A 19,551-nucleotide genomic window follows, 5' to 3' on the forward strand; every position below is an offset into this window, starting at 1 on the left:
TTTCTTTATCTGTCCATCTACGTCGTTTAATATGAAAAAAAACAAACATACCTTTTAAAGGAAAATCCTGAACTGTAATGGTTTTATGAAAACCTTTTGAAATTAATTGACGTGAATTAAATTCTTGGGGAACAGTATTCTTTTCCTCAAAATAAAGGTTCAATCGTTCTCCTACTTTTTTTGATTCCGTAAGCTCAAAATGTGCTACCAAAATCTCAGGTAAAATCATTTTTATTAAGTCTAAATATCCCTCCAAAACTTATTCTTTTTTACAAAGAAAATCATTTTAGTCTAAATTCCTCCCCAACTTTTGTGACTGATCCGAAAACACCATTATAAAAGTTTCTAACTACAATTTGAAAAAGGGAACTAAGACAAACTACAATACCACACTTACCAAATTAAAATTGTTTCGATCAAACGGGACACTTCCTTTTAATCAAGTAAATGTAGAATTCTGTGAAAAATTCAATGTTTATCTTAGTAAGTTAGGCATATCTCAAAATACGCGAAGCAAATACTTTCAGTATTTAAAAAAAGCCGTTAACGAAGCTATAAAAAGGGGACTACTGAAAACTGAGGAATCACCATTCAATAAAGGGTTTAAAGTTAAGTATTCAGCTCCTAAAAAAAAATCATTATCACTAAATGAATTAAAACAGATTGAAAAAACTGACGTTCATTATAATTCTGCATTGCAGCGTGTAAAAGATATGTTTCTATTCTCGTGTTACACTGGTTTAAGATTTGGAGACTTAATAAAATTATCATTCGAGAATTTCATTGAAAAAGAGAATGAAATACACATTCAATTTGTACAAGAAAAAACTTTAAGACCAGTAAAATACAATCTATCTAAAATATTCCTCGGCGAAGACAATGTGAGTAAGCCAGAGAAAATAATAAGAAAGTATTTTAGTATATATGAATACGCCAGAAATGCACCTGCTGGAACGATTCATTTTTTCAATGACACGAATCAAAATTACAACCGATTATTAAAAGATATTGGTCGAATTGCTGAAACTGCTTTGCCTCTTCAATCCCATGTCGCTAGACACACTTGTATAACCATACTAGTAAACGAAGCTGGCATTCCCATACAGGATGTTCAAAAAATAGCAGGACATGCTAAGATTGAAACAACTATGGGGTATTTAAAGCATGATGAAAAGGAAGTAAATAAGTCGTTGTCAATAGCGAACTGGAATTTTTAGCAATAATTAATATTAGCTTTTAATTACTGCAGTATAGTACAGAATGACTATACTGGATCTAAAAAGATGAGCAAATACTTTAAGAAAAAGCATACCTACCCTTATAATATTAGTGGGATTAAAAAAGTACAAAAAGTTGCTGGCAAATATCTCATGTTATACGAAATTGTTTATAAATACTCAATTTTAGACCGAATTAAAACCCGGTCTTTTCATGAATATGAGTTGTTTAGAAAATATATGCCAGAAGCATTAGATGTAAGCAAAAGGACATTTGATAGATGGCTAAATTTACATTTAGATGAACCAGGTCAGATACCAGTCGATAAATTGGCCAGCATAGCAACATATTTTAATGTTCAAATTGAAGATCTAATGAATGATTTGCCAGACGAAATTACCAACAATACACTTTTTGATTTTAAAAACATAGATTTAAAAAGAAATGCTAAGATTTTTTAAGTAATCTAATAATTTCTTCTTTGTCTTTTACTGTACTTTCCAGTTCTAGAACCCTTTTTTCAAGAAATTCTAATTTCTGAATTCCTAATAACAATTCTGCTTTTGATCCATATACATTGGTAACATCCGATATTAAAATATCTAAATTTCCCTGATCGGTTAAATGCAAGTTATCCCACTTTAATTCATCTGTGATAATTCTGTAAAGAGCAATCGAATCGAATTCTTTACAAAACTCAATATATTGAGAAACCTTCATATCATCTTTATCTAAGATTCTGTCCACATTTTGCTTTGTTGTACCCATTCTTCGCGCAATTTCTGAACGCGAATAAGATCCTAAACTTTCCCTCAAATACCCCATAAAATCAACCATAAACAATACTTTTCTTAATATTCACAATATTATATTTAATCAAAATTGATTATATTTAATTCTTTTTGCTTAAATTTGATCATTAATAATAATAAACTTCAAACAAATTTAAACTAATTATCTATTAAAATAATCAATAACTATGAAAAATAAAAAAGTACTATCGAGAAAAGAAGTTGTCGAAATCACAGGAATTGGAATAAGTACAATACTAAGACTTACTAAAAAAGGTGAATTACCGTGCTTCAGGGCTACTTATCCCCGGGGAAGAACAATTTATTACTTAGAAGACGTGGAAGCCTTTATGAATCGTCAAAGTGAAAAACAAAAAGCACTAGTTGCCGAAAACAACAAAGGGTAACCCGCCAGTCACCCTTAAATTTTTTATAACGAATCTTTTAATAATCTCAAAGATGCACAAATCTAGCAAATATTACTCAGAATCCAAAGCAGCAAGTAAAGAGCTCCTGCAAGAAAAAGACGTATATCACGCCATATACTACGCATTATCCAATTTAGAAACTATTGCCGAAACAATTATTAAATCAAATGTTCATGAAGAAAATTTCGATTTAGAAATTGCACCTTTTCGGTATGCCATTGATTCAAATCGTCATGCCCTTTCAGAGGTAGTTGAGCAAGCTATTAAAGACTATCAATTCTATAATAGTTAAAAAATAGAACAAAAAGTTTAACCCTATCGAAATTGTTACCCATTAACCGCAATTAACATCATTGGCTAACATATATAACTCAACATATAATGCATAATATACATGAAACTAAAAGACGGACTAGAAAAATACGTTGAACTTTATCGCAATGGCTTTTTATTTGATACTGACAGCCAAATAATTTACACAAACGATATAAAAAAGGTCATTCCCAATGCCTATAAAGATTGGGAGGTTGAAAAAATTGATTTTACACGCTATGCTTTAGACCGATTAAAAGAATTAGGCATTAGCGACGACCAAAATTCCATCGAATTAATTGGAGGTGTCAACCTTGCATCAAACGAGCGAGTAAAGCAACGAGTGTTTTTTACAAATAAGTTTGGCGACATTGAAATTTTACAGTACAACCTACAACGCCAACCTTATACATACACGACCAAAAACAAAGAAAGCCAAAGCAGTGCTAACCGAGAAAAATACCATGTACAAAAACGCTTACACCCGCTACACGAAAATATATGCGTTGCGAAATATGATTTTTCAGAAGCTATAAATGCCCCTTTTTGGCACAAATCATTAATTGAAGCGTTTGAAGAAGAAAAAGAAATTGAAACATTAATAATAACCGAAGGTCAAATAAAGAGTTTTTCAGCTTCAATGGCAGGAATATCAACTGCTGGTATTACATCAATAAACCACTTTAAGGAAGGAAATACTGGAGCAATTCATGCTGAATTTATCGAGTTTATAAGGCAATGCAAAGTACAAAAATTAGTTATCCTGTGGGATGGTGATTGTCGCAACATAAGCAGTAAGGCTCTTGTCAACGGTGACGACCTCACAAAACGTCCAAACCTATTTTATAAGAACGCTGCGACAATTAGAGGATTGGTTCAAGACTTTTTCCCTGCTAAAAAACTGAAAATTTATTTTGCTACAATAAAAACCAACGAATTAAATAATGAACCCAAAGGAATAGATGATTTATTAATAGAGTACAAAAAGAAAAAAAAGGAAATAGTAAAGGATTTTTCAACCATTGGTTATAAACCAGGTGTTTTTATTACATGGTTGGATATTACTACAGAAACAGGTGTTAAACGATTGCGAAAATTCTTTAAACTAACAACTCCGCATGAATTCTACTCTTTTCACCAGGACAATATTAAAGACCAGGATTTCATTTATTACGGTACAACATACCGAGTGGAAAACGGTGAACCCATAAAAAAAATTGATGCTAACGTAAAAAATTATAAACGTATTGGGCCAGATTATTACAAATTACAAAAGGAACCAGTACCATTTGGAAAAAAGGACGACGTTCGTTACGAGTCAGTTTTAAACCCTTGGACAAAAACCGCAATTTTAGAAGATCACGGCAAAGAAGTAATTGAACATATTGAAAGATACGAAGGTTTTACAAATCATGCGAGTCACACTGACTATAAAGGAGAAATCGGCGGGTATTGGAATCTTTATTATAATGTTGATCATAACGAAAAGCCGGGTGAATTTCCCCATATAAAAAAATTACTTACCCATATTTTCGCGGAGCAATATTCAATGATCCTTGATTATATCTGTTTGTTATATCGGCAGCCTCTCCAAAAGCTTCCTGTTATATGCTTAGTTTCAAAAGAGCAAAAAACTGGAAAATCTACTTTTGTTTACCTTATGAAATTGATCTTTAAACAAAACATGGCATTGATAAGTAATTCCGATTTACTGGGTGATTTTAATAGTCAATGGACATCAAAATTAATTGTGGCTAGTGAAGAAACCATGCTAGAAAAGAAAGAGGCGTACGAAAAAATTAAAGCGATTTCAACTGCAAAAGAAATTATGCGGAACGAAAAAAACAAAACGGCTCGCTCCATACCGTGTATGGTGCATTTCATTTTTTGCTCTAACCATGAGGATGATTTTATTCGTATTGATGATTATGACTCTAGACTTTGGATTAGAAAGGTAAAATCAATTACTGAAACATTTAAAAACTTTGATGAAAATATCGAAAATGAAATACCATATTTCGTTCACTTTATTCAAAACCGAGAAATAGAATATAAAGACATTGGTGAACGATTATATTTCAACCCTAAAGACTTTAGAACTGAAGCATTCAATAATGTAGTTGCCAATTCTGAACCAAATATTTTAAAGAACTTACGAGAAGATTTGATCGACCTTTTTGATAGAACCAAAACGAGTGAAATAAAAATGTCACTCTCAGACCTCTTTAATAATTTTGCCATTACAGGTAATCAAAAAAGCTATCTAAAAAAATCCATAGAAAATTACTGGAAGTTAAATGCTATTAATTCTTCGTACTCCTTTAACAAATTCAATCATAATGGGGAGTTGGAAACAATAAAAAAATCAAGCGGTAGACATTATACTTTTCTACGTTTAAACTTTATTGAAAATGAGGATAAGAATAATCAAAAGATAGTTCATCAACCTAAACAAACAAGTATTCTTGACTATTAGTTGTTTTTACTGTTGGAACTGTTGGAAAAACTTAAAAAACATAGATAAATCAATGGATACACATCCAACAAACACGTTAATATTCTGTTGGAAATTGTTGGAAACTGTTGGACAAAATAATTTTTAAGTTTTATGACATTCTCATTTCCAACAGTTTTTAATAAAATCCAACACATTTCCAACAGCTCCAGTTGGAGCTTTAATCCTTTAATAGCAAAGGATTGAAATCGTTTCCAACAGTTCCAACAGTAATTTCGATTACAGTCACCTCAATTTTTTACAATTCGAAAACATTATTAAACCACGTTTAGCCGAAATGCAACTTAACAATTCTAATTATATACAGATTGAAAATATGCCACTTGCTCAGCTAAACGAATTAAATCGAGAACTTGAACATCATTTTTTGATTGAACATTAACAATATCTGATGTATACAGTTTGAAAACTAAGTAATTACACAATTTTATTGAATATTCAAATTAATAATATACTGTATAAACCTATTGCACCGTTTTAATTACTAAGGTATTCGAAATTCAAATCGTTAACCCCATTTGAAACCAATATATTCACTGCTTGAATCCAATCGTAAAAACTTTCGTTTCAGATGGAAACTACGTAAAACTTATGATTTCGAATTTATTAGAAATGGAAATCAGTAAATACAATTGTAAAACATTTGAAACGCTAATAATTTCTGGGTTAATTACAAAATTGAAACAAACTGTATTAGGGGTAAATTGCTTGAAAACTTATTTTTAAGTATTGTAATCAGCTGAAAATCCGTAATTACAGTTCTAAACACTTTAAACCGTATTAAAAACTCAGTTAAAGCCAATTCTAAAAACATAAGTTTTAGAGGTAAACGGATAAAATCTTTAGGATTCAATATAGAATTCGAAATTAAAATCTTTTCAAATGCCAATACCAATCCATAAACATGTATATTTGCACACGAAATGAGTGACTTGAGTATGAATACTCAAAACACAAAAAGAAAAAGCTCATATGGCTGTGAGCATAGAAAACCCCGGGAAGTATCAATTTCCTGGGTTTTTTGCTTTTGTAAGTGTCGCTTAATCCATTTTTCAAACTAATAATTCATAGTTAACATCACACAAGAAGTTGAATTCATTCGATTATAATTTTAATCGCATAATAATATCCTTTGCTTTCTATTCCATAAATTTAAACATCCCAAAAACAGGAAAAACCCCTACCAACTTTCAGGGGTTTTCCCTATTAATAACCAAGGCATTAGGTGAAATTAAAATGAAAACTTATATTTGGATAAAACAGCTTAAAATTCCTTATTTAATATAAACTATAAGCATTATCAAAATAGCATTACAATTGTTCACAATTTGGTAATTTAATAGATGGATATAATAGGAATTGCAAACTTATGTATGATATTAAGATGTTACGAGCAATTAAAACCAATAATTATGAAAGAACAATTAGAGAATTTAATCGAAAGAATTGAAGAAATTGAAAGAATCAACTCGCAATCAACTCCAGAAATGGAAGACCTCGAGTTTTCCATTTATGAATCTGAGCCTATAACCTCGGGACCAACCACAATTTCATCAAAAGGAAATCATAGAAAATGGAAAGAAACAAGGGATCTAAGAGGAGCAAAAAAATATTCTAATTTTTCTGTAGTGATTAAGATATTGGATAAAAACAGCAAACCTGTTGTCTGTGATTGGATAAAATTATCAGATTGTAATTATTCCATAAAGCAAAATAGAACAGTTGTAGAAAGTTCAAGTATTAGTTTCACAACGCATACTAAAACTGGATGGCCTGACATTACTTTTAAAGTTCAAATAAAGTATCAAGGTTCAATTTACAAGGAGGTAAGTGTCAGACTGGGGTAAATACAGCCCTCCAATTGAGGCGTTTAAAAAAAACTCTACAATAAGTAATATAGCAATTAGGACATTTGTGGTTTGCTAAAGTGCAGTGCTATATACCAAAACCGCTAAACCTTTGATTTGGCGCAGCAAAAACTTTTAAGCTTATCGCTTTCTAGAGCACCGCTTGCCACATACTAAACATTAGACTTTGTTTACATTTACTTAAAATTAAGCCGCAAAATGACAAATGAAAATATTCAACAACTAAAACTTCTTAAAGAAAAACTGAATAATCAAAAGATGTCAGTGTTGATTGGTGCTGGTTTTAGTAAGAATGTAAGTGATATCTTTCCTTCATGGTGGCAACTCCTATTTGATATGACATATTTCCTATTTCAAATTGAAATAGAAGAGGCTTACTCCAATGCTATCAATAAGAAATTTAAAATTGATGGATCCAAAGATGAATTCATTAAAAGTAAAATCAATTATTACATTTCAAAAGTCGGCTATTTGGATATTGTATCACAATACATTAAAAGAAAAGGATATCGGGAAGCTATTACTTGCTATATCGAAGAAAAAACGCCAAAAATCACCAGTAAGGAAAAAAATTACTACTTGGAAAATCAAATTGGCAAAAATCAAAACAAAATAAAGATTAAAGAAGAAATGCTTTCACAGCATAAACTCCTTTTAGAACTTCCTTGGAATAACATTTATACAACAAATTATGATGAACTATTAGAGTTCTCAAATGACTCTGCTACTGCTGACAATATCACTACAGAAATCGATACAATAAATAAAGAAATAAATCATCTTCTAAATGAACAATCCTGTTTAATTGATGAATTAAGCACTTTGGATACTAAAAAAAATGAAACAACGAATCAAAACAGCCGTCCAATTCAAAATGGACAGTGGGACCTTAAAGGAATTGAAAGGCGAATAATTGATAAAGAAAGAGAGCTTTTGCAACTCAGAAAGGCTCAAAACGAATGTATTTCTTTAGTTACCAGTTCCGAACAACTAAGTATAAAGCGAAATAAAAATATAATTAAGCTTCACGGAAGTTTAAGAAAGAAAGGGGTACGTTATGGGTTTGACGGGGATATCCAAAAGCAATATGTAATTGCTCGTGAGGATTATGAGTCCTATCCTTCAAAGCATGAAGCTTTTACTCAATTAATGAGAATCTCTCTGCTCCAAGAGTCTTATTGCCTAATTGGTTTTTCAGGTGATGACACAAATTTTCTTGAATGGATTAAATGGGTGCGAGAAATACTAGAAAGAGGAGAAAATAGGAGTGATTATAAAATCTATCTTATAAGTATCGATCCCACTCCAATTAATGCTAACAAAAAACTTTTCTTTGAAAATCATAAAGTCCATCCCATTTTCATAATGAGAGATGAAGTCGTTGATTTTTTAGAAAATCAAACAGGACTAACATTAAAAAACAGGACTAACAAACCTGTTATAGAGCTATTTTTCAAATATCTAAAAGGTAGAAACCAAATCAACACATCAAAGGCAACATTAGAAATACTTCAACTTAACAAATATAAAAGGAGTTGGGATTACATAAATTCATTTCAACCAAAAAAAGTAGATTTTGATAAAATTGATGAATCTTCAAAGAAAATCTCAGAACTAAAAAAAATCAATCGATTACCATCTTTGAACTTTGCATATTCATGGCGTAAACAAAATCTGCTTTTCAACTCTATGGCACTTATTGAAGAAGTCCCAAACAAGCATAGAAACGCCTTATTACAATTGGTTATTTTAGCTATAAAAGATTCCTATTTAACACCTATTGATTTCGTTTGGAACAACGCTGAATTAAAAAAAGTTAAGGCCTCTGTCCATGAGAGTTCTAAAAATATCCAGCATGAATTCTCAATGCTTATGCTCAGAGATAGTGTTTTAAGATATGATGTTAAATCCTTTGAGGATATTGAATCCAAACTTTCTAAGAAAACGGATAACATAATATATGAATCCATTCTAATTAGTGCTTTCGGTTTAGACTTTAAAGCCGTGGAAGCTAAAACAAAATCTTGGACCCCAAAATCAGATTGGGTAACGAGGAAGACCGGACTTTTAGCATTATTTGACAGTAAAGTCGCCCATATATTTATATCAGCCCAATTAGGCAGCCCTTCAAACTCTTGTAATGAAGAGCTCTACATGCTTGAAATGCATCGCTATGTAAGGCAGAGTGCTGAATTTGGATTTGACGAAGATTTGAATGAAGTAATTAGCAGATATAAGCATCTAGGATTAAAATCTATTTCTGAAAATGTGGATTATCTTATCGAAGAGTCGAACAAGAAGATCAATGATTTTAAAAGATATGGAGAAGATAGATTTAGTATTTCAAATGATTTTACAGTTTCAAATGATTTTACTAGAGTCCAAAAAGGATTACAATTCATTCAACAAATGATTGAATCAGGGTTTCCAATTGCATTACAAAGAATCACATGGAGAAATTCCAAAGTTTGCTATCCATTGTTTAAGGAAATATTTGAATACTTTCCATACCCAACAATTTTTTATTCACTCCAGTTTTCTGATGAAAAATTTCTTAGGAGATTAGGTCAAGATTATGCTTATTCCGAGCGTTTACAAAGTTGTTTAGGTGAAATCTTAAGAACCTTATTAAAGTCTTATCTCAATGAAAACACTCCAATTCACTTTAAGAGAAGTATTCTATATTTCTCTTCAGAACTAATAATTGCAACTAAACCAAAAATTTGGCAACAGGAATTTCATGAAATATGGAAGTTAGAACCTTTCAGAAAAAACTGCCTAGAAGTTAGATGGAATGCTGAGCGTGTATTCACAAGCGCTTCCGTTCAGTATATTCAAGATCCAAGAATAATTGCAGAATTTATTAGGTTAATTCTCGCAGGTCCTGAATCTGATTATTCTATTGAACTTTTATACCATCTAGCAAAAAATACACACCTCAAGAAATTTGGTAATACTAATCAATCAGAGGAATTGACGAGATCAATTGATTCAATAATTGGAATGATTCATGAAAGTGAAAACGCAATATTTTTAATCGGAAATATCTATTCAATCTTAACAGACTTCCAAAAGAGTCTTATTTTCAAAAAACTTACAAATATCAAATTTGATTATATTGAAAATGAACGCGTGTGGAAGGTTCTTACTTATTTTTCTGACAGTGACAAGAAAATAATTAATCAATTAAAATCTGCAATTATTAAGAATAAAAAGCTTTTCGATGCCGGCTTTACAGATCAAGGTCTATCAATGTCCGAAAATTTCATTGAAATATCAACACTTACTAACCTGAATAATTCTAGGTACATTGAATGGACAAAAACCGAGGCAATACTGATATTAAAAAAAGTAATTTCGGAATTCAAAAAAATAGAAGACTGGCTCAAAAAAAGGGATCAACACAATTTTTCCTCTATTCTATATGAAATGTTGTCTTTCTTTTACCGTGAAAAATCAAAACTTGAACACAAAAAAGAATATCATGAAGTATTTACAAAGGCAAAGGAACTGTACTATAAACAAAGAGGGTATAATTCACTTCTTGATGGCTTAGTTTCAACGGATAGTAAAGTCGTTCTTTGGACTCTTAGTGAATTGTCAATATTAATCTATGAAGAAAAGACAATTGAAGGATACGAACAAGAAATATTAACATTCTTAAATAAGGTACTACTTCAATCGAAACCATGCTTAGAGGAATCATTAAATTACTTAGCTACATGGATTAATAGTGAAAGTTTATCCGATAATTTTAAAATTCATTCACATATCATCTTGAAAATACTAGCAAAATATACTCAATTTGAATTAGATGAATTTGAAAAACCGTTTATTTATAAACAGTTAATTGATATTGCTAACGTACTTAATTCTTGGAATGTGAAAGATTCAATAATTAAACACTGGCAAAAAAATGAAAGAAAAACACGGTTTAATAATATTAAATTTGGAATTAACAAATAAATGAAATTAATGAAAAGTGTTGTATGTAACTACCTGTATTTTTACCAAATTACAATTCTCAAACGATTCTTTATCAGGAAAAAAAAATCTCATTATGTTTAAAATAAATATGTTTCAAGCTGGTTATGGTGATAGCCTTTTAGTCCAAGTTGAAAAAGAAGGAGGTGCAACTGTTAATTTAATGATAGATTGTGGTTTAAATTATAAAAACAATATTCTACCTAACTTAAAAAGATTACTTAAAGATCAAACCATTCATAGATTTATAATTACTCATTATGATAAAGATCACATTCAAAGTGCTTCTAAATTTTTAGAAGATAATGGTAGGTTTAAAGATGAAAAGATTGCGAAAATTGAACAAGTATGGTTAAATACGTTTAAACATTTACAATTTTCAAAAAGAAATACAGAAGAATTAAGTTCAGAAGAAACAGAAAAAGTTAAAAGTTACATTTCTGAAGCAACTTCTAAATCTAATTCAGAACTTATTGAAGGAGATATTGGAGCGAAACAAGCAACTGCGCTAGGCGCAAATATCCTAGAAAATAAATATCCTTGGAATATAGATACTGGTGAAGAAGCTATTTGTATAGAGAACTTACAAGAAGTTAATATTACTGATAATGTAAAATTACATTTGTTATCCCCCAATAAAAAAAGGTTACAAAATCTTGAAAGTGAGTTTCATTCAAAACTTTCAAAGATGGGACTAAATCCAAATACAGAAAGTGTTTTTGATGATGCTTTTGAATTATACAACCTTGAGAATAATGATAAAAATGAGGAAGAAGGTAATATTTCCTCTTCTGAAAAAGCTATAAACATCAGAACCATAAAGCTATTTACTAATGGAGAAAACTATATCAAAGATGACTCTATTGGAAATGGGAGTTCTATTTCTTTCATTTTAGAAACAGAAAATAAAAAAGTACTTTTCTTATCAGACGCTTTTGCTGAAGATATTATTGAAGAATTAAAAAAGAAATATACTGATGAATCTAAATACCCAATATTTTTTGACGCAATTAAAATAGCACATCACGGAAGTTTTAGAAATAATAGTCCTGAATTATTTAAAGTAATAGATTCTAATCATTTTTTATTTTCAACTAATGGAAAACACCCGAAACATAAACATCCAGATGTAGAGACTATCTCTTGCATAATTAATAGAAGCTTACCTGAAGGAGTATTTAATAGAAATTTAATTTTTAATTATGAATTATTCCATTTAAATGGTTTTAATGATAGAAACCTAAAAACTGAATTTAACTATGAAATTATAGTACAAGAAGAAACAGTAATATGAGTAATATAGAAGCTTCAACCTGTAAGGTTATAATTGAAAAAGAGAATGGTGATGAAGAAAAAGGCACTGGTTTTTTTATTAATGAAAGACAAGTTTTGACTTGCAGCCATGTGATTCCTGATCAAGTATTCAAAATTAAAATTAGCAAAATTGGACTTATAGATAAAGGAAATACTTTAAATGTAACAGTAGTCGATCAATGCAAGATTTGTGATTTTGCATTGCTAGAAGTGGTAGATGATTTTGAAAATAAAAACATATTAAATTTATGTGACTCTGAAATAATCAGTGAAGAGAATATAAAAATATTTGGCTACCCTAATACAGCTGAGGGTCAAAAAATTGGAAAAGAACTAAAAGGTAGTATTGATAGGTACATAATTGACAATACAGAGAGCATTCATGATATTATATTATCTATTCCAACCTATTCCAGAAGTGAAAACTACAAAGCATTTTCAGGATCTCCCATTATAAATGATTTTGGACAAGTACTAGGTATCTTGAAATACAGAGACGAGCAACATTTAGCAGCTATAAGCATAAAAAAGGCTTTAAGTTTTTTGGAAAAAAACAAGATAGTAGTTAAGCCAGACCAACTTCAATCATTTGAGGTTTATAATGATAAAACTTTTTTAGGTTTTGAACAAATACAAAGTAAATGTGAGGTGGAATCTCAAGTCCCAATTAAAATCTTATCCCCAGGTAAAATTTTAGATTCAAATAAAGGGGGATTATTTTACCCTAAAAATCCTCAGAACATAAGTGATTTAATAAAGATTTTACGAAAATCAAAGGATATCGATTCTAAATTATGGACTGGCTGGATTCAGCTTTTAACTTATGTTGAGATACTTAAAGGGGATTATAAAGACCCCAATAATATAAGTATTCATATTACATCAAATGAACTTTACAAAAAATTTGGATTAATAAATACTACTCGAAACGTTAATGTGAAAATTTATCTGAATTTTTATTTTACTGAAGAAGAGAGCTATTTAAAAATAGCAAGCAAATTAATTCACGAAAAGAAAAAAGGAGGACTTTCTAAAAATGTTTGTAATATTTTTAATTCAAATGTTGTTGATTTTGGTAACACTAACAATATTAAAGAAGATATTAGTAATCCAACAGGATCAGGTCCAAGTATTCAAAATTATAAAATAGGAAGATTAAGTTTAAGTCAATTGAATAGAGAAGTAAAGAGCAGTAACCCAATAGGACAAGTAAGTGATAATTTAAAGAAAATATTTGAAGATGCCATTAAATAAAGCTAAACATATCATACAATCTCTGAAAAAAAAAGATGAAACAATATCTTTTGAAAACTTAACTTGTTGGGAATACAAAGAAGATAATTATAGCCTCTATATGTTTTCCATTCAGTTGAAAAATCAAGATGAATTACTTAAAATCCATGAGGAACTCAGAGATTACATTGCTATATATTTTCAAAGTCAGATTTTAGAGAAGGATATTGAAAGATGGAATATTTATCAGTTCTTTTTTATACAAGAAAAAGTTGAGGATAATACGAAACAAAAGATAGAACAAGATAAATTCTCTACAAGAAAAATAATTCTTGATAATTTAAAAAAATCACTTCTAGATGAGCAAATTAAATCTCTCATAAATCTAGAGTTGTTTGAATTTAAAATTGAAACGAGAAAAATTGATACGGATACCGTAGACGAAAAATTAAACAAAGAACATTCTTCTCTACTTGCACTGATTGATAAAATAGGAAATAGTAACCTTGATGATTCTCTTGAACTAATTTTAAATTCTTTAGGTAATGAGTAAAATAAAAAAAATAGAAATATCTGATTTTAGAATTTATGAAGGCAAAGTAGATTTTAATTTTGAAGGAGACAATGGCATTCCAAATTTGGTTGCCTTATATGCTCCAAACGGCTATGGAAAAACTTCTTTTTTTGATGCTATCGAATGGAGTTTTAGTGATCAAATAAAGCGTTTTCAAAATGATTTCATTAAAAAGGCGATTAATGATGAGCAAGAAAATACAATCTTATTAACTAATACAAATAGTTATAGAAATGGCATACAAGGAAAAGTTAAAATACTAACAAATAACGATTCTTTTCTTGAAAAAAATGTCAAAAAACGAAGAAAAAATGGAACAGCTTTTTTCAATGATTATCGACAGGGAGATACGACAAAAGGCTCCATAAGACCCATAGAAAATGAATTAAATCAAATACCTGAAACAAATATTTTAACACAGGATCAAATAGATGCTTTTTTAAGGTTTAAAACTCCTGAACAAAAATTTGATGCATTAAAAGATTTCTGGCCCGAAAGTGAAAATGCAACAAAGAGATTGAAACAAATTTCTGATTTGCGTAAAGTTGTTTCAAACAACCTTGACCACACAGTAAAAAAAATTGAAGAGTTTAAAAGCGATTTAGTAAAATTAGCTAATAATGATAAGAATATTGAGCAAATAAACGCTTGGTTAAAAAAGATAAAAGAGCAAAAAACGTATGAGCGTAATAACTCAATAGATAAAATTGACGGAAATATTACTCAGGAAAATTACGACATTATCTATGACGAAAATTTAAGAAACATTAAAGGCATTTCTTTAAAAATAGAACAAGGAGAATTAATAAAAAGTGAACTGACTAAGCTTAAAGATACATTAGTTAATTATGTTTTTGATAGTGAAAAAAGTACTAACTTAAAAAAAGAATTAATTGAACTCCAAAATAGAAAATCTTCTTTTTTGAATCTAAAGAAATCCAATGAAATTGCAAAATCTATATCTAATGATATAGAAAAACTAAAACTAAGCATAGAGAAGTATAAATATATTGACTCCAATATTGTAGGTTTTAAATCCGACATAAAAAAAATTGAAGATTTTAATATTGTAAACCAGTCTTCAATAAAACAAAACACAAGAATATTAGATCATATTCAAATAATAAAAGAATCTATTTCTAACTTCAAACAACATGAAAAGAAATGTAGTTTAACTCGTTTAGAAACAGAAAAAAAGGAGTTAAGTATTGACCAACAGTATGAAGAGTTTACAACAATAAATAATAAGTTAAAAGGGCAAGAAAAAGAAGTTACTGTCTTAAAAGAAAAAATCAGTAAAAAAGAAATAGAAATAGAAAAGCTTCAAAAAAAGAATCAAGAATTTAATAGAATTATTGAAGATGAAGTTTACCCAAATACAATTCTCTTAGAGAATGAAAATTACATAGCATTATGCAATAATTTAAAAGACAACATTGAACAAATCGATTTGTTAAAGGTTAAAGTAGAACTTAAACAGAAAGAATTGGATAAATCTGGTACGCTTAATGAAAATTTAGATAGATTAATTCTTTTCGGAGAAGATTATATTACTAAAACAAATTCTTCAGACTGCCCATTATGTAAAACAACCTTTAAATCATTTGAGGACTTAATTGATAAGGTGAAATTAGATAAAAAAGACACTTTAAAGCTTAATGAACAAGAAAATGAAATTTCTGAGTTAATCAATAAAATTTCTGAAATTCAAAAATCAAAAACCACTTTAATTGATAAGTTAAAAAATATTATTTCCTTAAATATAGAAGGAATATCTAAAAAAATAGACTTAACTCAAAATGAAAAAAACATACTTGTTAACAAGATCAATGATATTAATAATACGACTAAGATTTTAGAGTACGAGTTAAAAAACTGTACAGATTTCTTTAGAGATACTTTCAATGAAACAATTGTTATAAATAAAATAAATGTAGATACATTAAAAAAGAATATACACCAAGATATTCTTAAACTAAAGGAAAAAGAGAGTCGATTTAAAAAAATAATTAAGACAAAAGAGGACGTACTATTAAAAAAAGAAACTACTCTTCTTATAAATGAATCTATACTTAGTAAAAACAAAAATAGTATTGAATCCATTCAAAACCAAGAGAGATATCAAAAGATAATAAAAATTGCAGACGAACTTAACATAAGCGATTCACAATTAGAAAAATCTATAATAGAAAATAAGCTAAAATTAGATACAAAAGAATTATCAGATAAATCGGAGAGTTTCAGCTTGATTTCAAAAGAATTAAATTCAATTGAGAAAAATATTAAAGAAGATAAGCTACAAATAGACGAATCAAATATTGAAGGAATTATTAATGACACTGAGAGTCTTATAAAAAAGTGTAAAGAAAATATTGATGAATTTGAAAGTAAATTCAGAAAACACATAACAAGTAAAGAAATTACAGAGGAGGCTATTAATGTTCATCAATTAGAAAATCAAAATAATTTGGATGATTTATTAATTATAAAAAGTGATTTAAACAAATTCAGTATTGATCTAGAGTTAATAAAAGAGAACATTAAGAGTAATGAACTAGAGAAAGAGATTAAAAGGTTAGAAACACTTCTTCCTAGATTACAAAATTCATATAATAAAATTGATGCTACTAGAAAGGAATGCATGAATTATGTGGCAACAGGAATTAACAACTATTTTAATAAAGAAGTTATTAATGAAGTTTACAGACGAATAGAGCCACATCCGAAATTAACTAAAATTGAATTCACCACAGATTTTAATGACAAAGGAGAGCCTAGGCTTTTAATAAAGACTGGAACTGAAAATGATGACGAAGGAGTTAATCCTGTTTTATTTTTAAGTGCTGGACAAGTTAATGTTTTGTCTTTAAGTATCTTTTTGGCTAAAGCATTTGAATACGGCAACAAGACAATTGAAACCATTTTTATGGATGATCCAATTCAAAACTTAAGTGACATTAATGTTTTATCATTTATTGATTTGTTAAGAACTCTTATTTCAACTCACGATAAGCAAATAGTCATTTCAACACATGATGAAAAATTCTTTAGGTTACTACAGAATAAACTACCTGAAGAATATTGTAATACAAAATATTTTGAGTTTGAGTCTGAGGGGAAATTAAAATAAATATTTTAAAATAAATAAATGGCTACATTTTTAAACACAAGAAAGGCTGTATCTGAAATAGAAGATTTAATCCGAGATGCTGACCAAAAACTAATTTTGATATCTCCTTACCTTAAATTATCGAAGGATTTTAAAGAATTACTTACATACAGAAATCGTAAAGACAAGATAACTACTGTAATTTTCGGAAAACAAGAGCTTAATCCAAATGAAATGAAATTCTTACAGGGGTTGAGATTTGTGATTCTAAAGTACAACCAAGACTTACACGCAAAATGCTACTTGAATGACAAAAAGATGATAATTACATCCTTAAATCTTTATGAATTCTCAATGAATAACAATAAAGAAATGGGAGTTTTAATAGACTTAAATGACGAATCCGACATAGAATTATTTGAAGACGCTTTGAAAGAGATTGATTTTATTGATGAGACTAGTGAACGATTTGAATTCACATCTATAAAAGAAGAATTAAAATCAGAAATAAAAGAACTATCAATCCAAACAAAAAAATCTACTAATTCTAAACTATTGACAACAAAAGAGATTTCTCAAACTACAGGGTTAAGCAGTAGAAAAGTTAACGCCTGGTTTGTGGATAACAAATTGATGTACAAAAAAGAAAATGATTGGTTTGCAACAATAAAAGGTAAAGAGTTGGGGGCTTCTGAAAAAGAAGGACAATATGGCAAGTTTGTTATTTGGCCAGAGGAGGTAATTGCCGATATAAATGTATAAAAATATTTACAATCAAAAAGTAGACCCTAGACAGGAACATAAAACCTGTGTAAAATACTACCCTCACGAAAAAACCATAAATAGAATAAGCATAAGTTAATTATAATAGTCAATCTACAACTATCGCAACTGCTTATGATCCTATAAAGCCTATGATCTTTTTGAGACAAATTCTATACGATTTTGAATTTTTTGTTTTCTTCATTAGTTTTAGCTATTCAGGATTAGTATTGACGAATTTCAATATGTTTTCAGAAGTTAGATAATCATATATCCTTTCGTAATAGGGGTTACTAGACTCATCATCACCTTCAGCATATTCAAAAAGCATTTTTGCATATGCAATACATATATATAATTCACTACGCACAGAATCCGCATTTTCTTTATTTATTGATCTAGGTTCGGAAATTCCCCTGTTGATAAACCCAACATAGAAACCTCGTTGCTTCATAAAATCAAAATCTTGAAATTTCTCAAGTATATTTAAATGTAAATCAAGGTTTTCTTCATGACGGTCCCTAGTCTGCAACAGAACTACCAAAGAAGTAAAAAAAGAATTTAAAACAGAAACATGTTTTAACTTACTCTCATGACTATAAATACAGGATTTGTAAAATGGAAACTTATTAAAAAATTGAAAACCTTTACTTTCCAACAACAGAATAATTGCTTTGGAACACTCTTCCATGGCTAGTATTGACAATGACATAGAAGTCCCATATTTTTGATTAGAATACAATATGGTTGATGACTCTAATAGATCTCCAGAATTATTTAAAGCAGACATAGCTAATTTCAATTTATTCGATTTATTTGCATTTAATGCGCCTTTTTTGAATTCTATTTTTTTATCCATCGCTAATAAATATTGTCCTAATAATTTATATTCTATATGGACTATCAATTTTAAATATAAAAAAAATGTGATACCCAAATTAGTTGTTGACAAAATAATAAAATTTACACTACTTAAAATCAATGTTTTAATTTCAATATTAACAACTCTCGTCCGGACCGCCTTCGCCCGACTCCGTTTGAATTTTTTCAAACGGAGTCGGGCTTTTTTTTTGCAGTTAAATTTCCTGGAGGAATTACGAAAGGATTCGGGAATCAATGACCGCTCTCAACCGACGAAGTTTGAATTTTTTTAACCGACGAAGTTTGAATTTTCTCAAACTTCGTCGGTTTTCAAACGGAGTCGGGCTTTTTTTTGGGATCAAGACTAATTCTTGGGGACGAGTTAAATACTTGAGTTAATCTTAATATGATTAGAGTCACACTTTTGAATCATCAAAATTTTATTTTAACTTTTTTGGTTACCCGATTTGCTTTTAAATTTTATTTAACCTCTTCTTCCTTTTTTTACAGCAAAAAAAGGAAGCAAAAAAGGCTGCCTGGCAGGGCCTACAACCAATAGCCCGCTTTTACTCACCAACGCCA

Annotated in this window: 15 protein-coding genes; 12 read left to right on the top strand and 3 right to left on the bottom strand. The window is 29.3% G+C overall.

The genetic code is table 11. The features are described from left to right. The coding region (locus T367_RS0117825; protein ID WP_027421069.1) for an ISAon1 family transposase N-terminal region protein at positions 1 to 256 on the bottom strand (256 nt) is incomplete at its 3' end. 100 nt (positions 257 to 356) lie between these two features. Between T367_RS0117825 and T367_RS0117830 the strand changes: the two genes are divergently transcribed. Next, on the top strand, positions 357 to 1,217 hold the full coding sequence (locus tag T367_RS0117830; protein WP_027421070.1) for a tyrosine-type recombinase/integrase: 861 nt from the start codon (positions 357 to 359) through the stop codon (positions 1,215 to 1,217). A gap of 66 nt (positions 1,218 to 1,283) precedes the next feature. Further along, entirely contained in the window at positions 1,284 to 1,679 is a 396-nt protein-coding gene (locus tag T367_RS0117835; RefSeq protein WP_027421071.1) for a helix-turn-helix domain-containing protein, read from the top strand. On the opposite strand, the gene T367_RS0117840 is transcribed toward T367_RS0117835, so the two are convergent. Next, on the bottom strand, positions 1,666 to 2,055 hold the full coding sequence (locus T367_RS0117840) for a hypothetical protein (RefSeq protein ID WP_027421072.1): 390 nt from the start codon (positions 2,053 to 2,055) through the stop codon (positions 1,666 to 1,668). The genes T367_RS0117835 and T367_RS0117840 overlap by 14 nt on opposite strands. A gap of 142 nt (positions 2,056 to 2,197) precedes the next feature. Here T367_RS0117840 and T367_RS0117845 point away from each other — a divergent pair, with 142 nt between their 5' ends. The 10 genes from T367_RS0117845 (at position 2,198) to T367_RS0117895 (ending at position 18,108) form a co-directional block, all read left to right on the top strand. After that, complete coding sequence (locus T367_RS0117845) at positions 2,198 to 2,416, top strand: helix-turn-helix transcriptional regulator (protein ID WP_027421073.1); 219 nt, start codon at positions 2,198 to 2,200, stop codon at positions 2,414 to 2,416. 52 nt (positions 2,417 to 2,468) lie between these two features. Continuing rightward, the gene (locus T367_RS0117850) at positions 2,469 to 2,729 is read left to right on the top strand and encodes a hypothetical protein (protein ID WP_027421074.1); all 261 of its coding nucleotides are present in this window, start codon (positions 2,469 to 2,471) and stop codon (positions 2,727 to 2,729) included. A 102-nt stretch (positions 2,730 to 2,831) separates the two neighbouring features. After that, positions 2,832 to 5,225 (top strand): primase-helicase family protein, encoded by a 2,394-nt coding sequence (locus T367_RS24270; protein ID WP_051568658.1) that lies wholly within the window; start codon positions 2,832 to 2,834, stop codon positions 5,223 to 5,225. 1,451 nt (positions 5,226 to 6,676) lie between these two features. Next, positions 6,677 to 7,111, top strand: coding sequence for a hypothetical protein (locus T367_RS0117865; protein ID WP_157454298.1), 435 nt, complete (start codon positions 6,677 to 6,679; stop codon positions 7,109 to 7,111). A gap of 219 nt (positions 7,112 to 7,330) precedes the next feature. After that, positions 7,331 to 11,098: an SIR2 family protein gene (locus T367_RS0117870; RefSeq protein ID WP_027421077.1), complete on the top strand. Its 3,768-nt coding sequence runs from the start codon at positions 7,331 to 7,333 to the stop codon at positions 11,096 to 11,098. 94 nt (positions 11,099 to 11,192) lie between these two features. Beyond that, positions 11,193 to 12,410 (top strand): ComEC/Rec2 family competence protein, encoded by a 1,218-nt coding sequence (locus tag T367_RS0117875; protein WP_027421078.1) that lies wholly within the window; start codon positions 11,193 to 11,195, stop codon positions 12,408 to 12,410. Beyond that, the gene (locus T367_RS0117880; protein ID WP_027421079.1) at positions 12,407 to 13,684 is read left to right on the top strand and encodes a S1 family peptidase; all 1,278 of its coding nucleotides are present in this window, start codon (positions 12,407 to 12,409) and stop codon (positions 13,682 to 13,684) included. Before T367_RS0117875 ends, T367_RS0117880 begins: the two co-directional genes overlap by 4 nt. After that, entirely contained in the window at positions 13,671 to 14,216 is a 546-nt protein-coding gene (locus tag T367_RS0117885) for an ABC-three component system middle component 1 (RefSeq protein ID WP_027421080.1), read from the top strand. The genes T367_RS0117880 and T367_RS0117885 overlap by 14 nt, the downstream gene beginning before the upstream one ends. Continuing rightward, entirely contained in the window at positions 14,209 to 17,367 is a 3,159-nt protein-coding gene (locus tag T367_RS22980; protein WP_035845621.1) for an AAA family ATPase, read from the top strand. Before T367_RS0117885 ends, T367_RS22980 begins: the two co-directional genes overlap by 8 nt. An 18-nt stretch (positions 17,368 to 17,385) precedes the next feature. Further along, on the top strand, positions 17,386 to 18,108 hold the full coding sequence (locus T367_RS0117895; RefSeq protein ID WP_027421081.1) for a phospholipase D family protein: 723 nt from the start codon (positions 17,386 to 17,388) through the stop codon (positions 18,106 to 18,108). Between the two features lie 214 nt (positions 18,109 to 18,322). Here T367_RS0117895 and T367_RS0117900 read toward each other — a convergent pair whose 3' ends face one another. After that, complete coding sequence (locus tag T367_RS0117900; protein WP_157454299.1) at positions 18,323 to 19,060, bottom strand: AbiV family abortive infection protein; 738 nt, start codon at positions 19,058 to 19,060, stop codon at positions 18,323 to 18,325. Positions 19,061 to 19,551: the final 491 nt, after the last annotated feature.

It is taken from the genome of Crocinitomix catalasitica ATCC 23190 (assembly GCF_000621625.1).
GTDB classification, from domain to species: Bacteria; Bacteroidota; Bacteroidia; order Flavobacteriales_D; family Crocinitomicaceae; genus Crocinitomix; species Crocinitomix catalasitica.

What these genes read in the sequence shown, in the direction of transcription:
- T367_RS0117885 (WP_027421080.1), top strand. Translation starts at nt 13,671, where the DNA reads ATGCCATTAAATAAAGCTAAACATATCATACAATCTCTGAAAAAAAAA.
- T367_RS0117895 (WP_027421081.1), top strand. Translation starts at nt 17,386, where the DNA reads ATGGCTACATTTTTAAACACAAGAAAGGCTGTATCTGAAATAGAAGAT.
- T367_RS0117880 (WP_027421079.1), top strand. Translation starts at nt 12,407, where the DNA reads ATGAGTAATATAGAAGCTTCAACCTGTAAGGTTATAATTGAAAAAGAG.
- T367_RS0117850 (WP_027421074.1), top strand. Translation starts at nt 2,469, where the DNA reads ATGCACAAATCTAGCAAATATTACTCAGAATCCAAAGCAGCAAGTAAA.
- T367_RS0117840 (WP_027421072.1), bottom strand. Translation starts at nt 2,055, where the DNA reads ATGGTTGATTTTATGGGGTATTTGAGGGAAAGTTTAGGATCTTATTCG.
- T367_RS0117835 (WP_027421071.1), top strand. Translation starts at nt 1,284, where the DNA reads ATGAGCAAATACTTTAAGAAAAAGCATACCTACCCTTATAATATTAGT.
- T367_RS0117865 (WP_157454298.1), top strand. Translation starts at nt 6,677, where the DNA reads ATGAAAGAACAATTAGAGAATTTAATCGAAAGAATTGAAGAAATTGAA.
- T367_RS22980 (WP_035845621.1), top strand. Translation starts at nt 14,209, where the DNA reads ATGAGTAAAATAAAAAAAATAGAAATATCTGATTTTAGAATTTATGAA.
- T367_RS24270 (WP_051568658.1), top strand. Translation starts at nt 2,832, where the DNA reads ATGAAACTAAAAGACGGACTAGAAAAATACGTTGAACTTTATCGCAAT.
- T367_RS0117875 (WP_027421078.1), top strand. Translation starts at nt 11,193, where the DNA reads ATGTTTAAAATAAATATGTTTCAAGCTGGTTATGGTGATAGCCTTTTA.
- T367_RS0117845 (WP_027421073.1), top strand. Translation starts at nt 2,198, where the DNA reads ATGAAAAATAAAAAAGTACTATCGAGAAAAGAAGTTGTCGAAATCACA.
- T367_RS0117870 (WP_027421077.1), top strand. Translation starts at nt 7,331, where the DNA reads ATGACAAATGAAAATATTCAACAACTAAAACTTCTTAAAGAAAAACTG.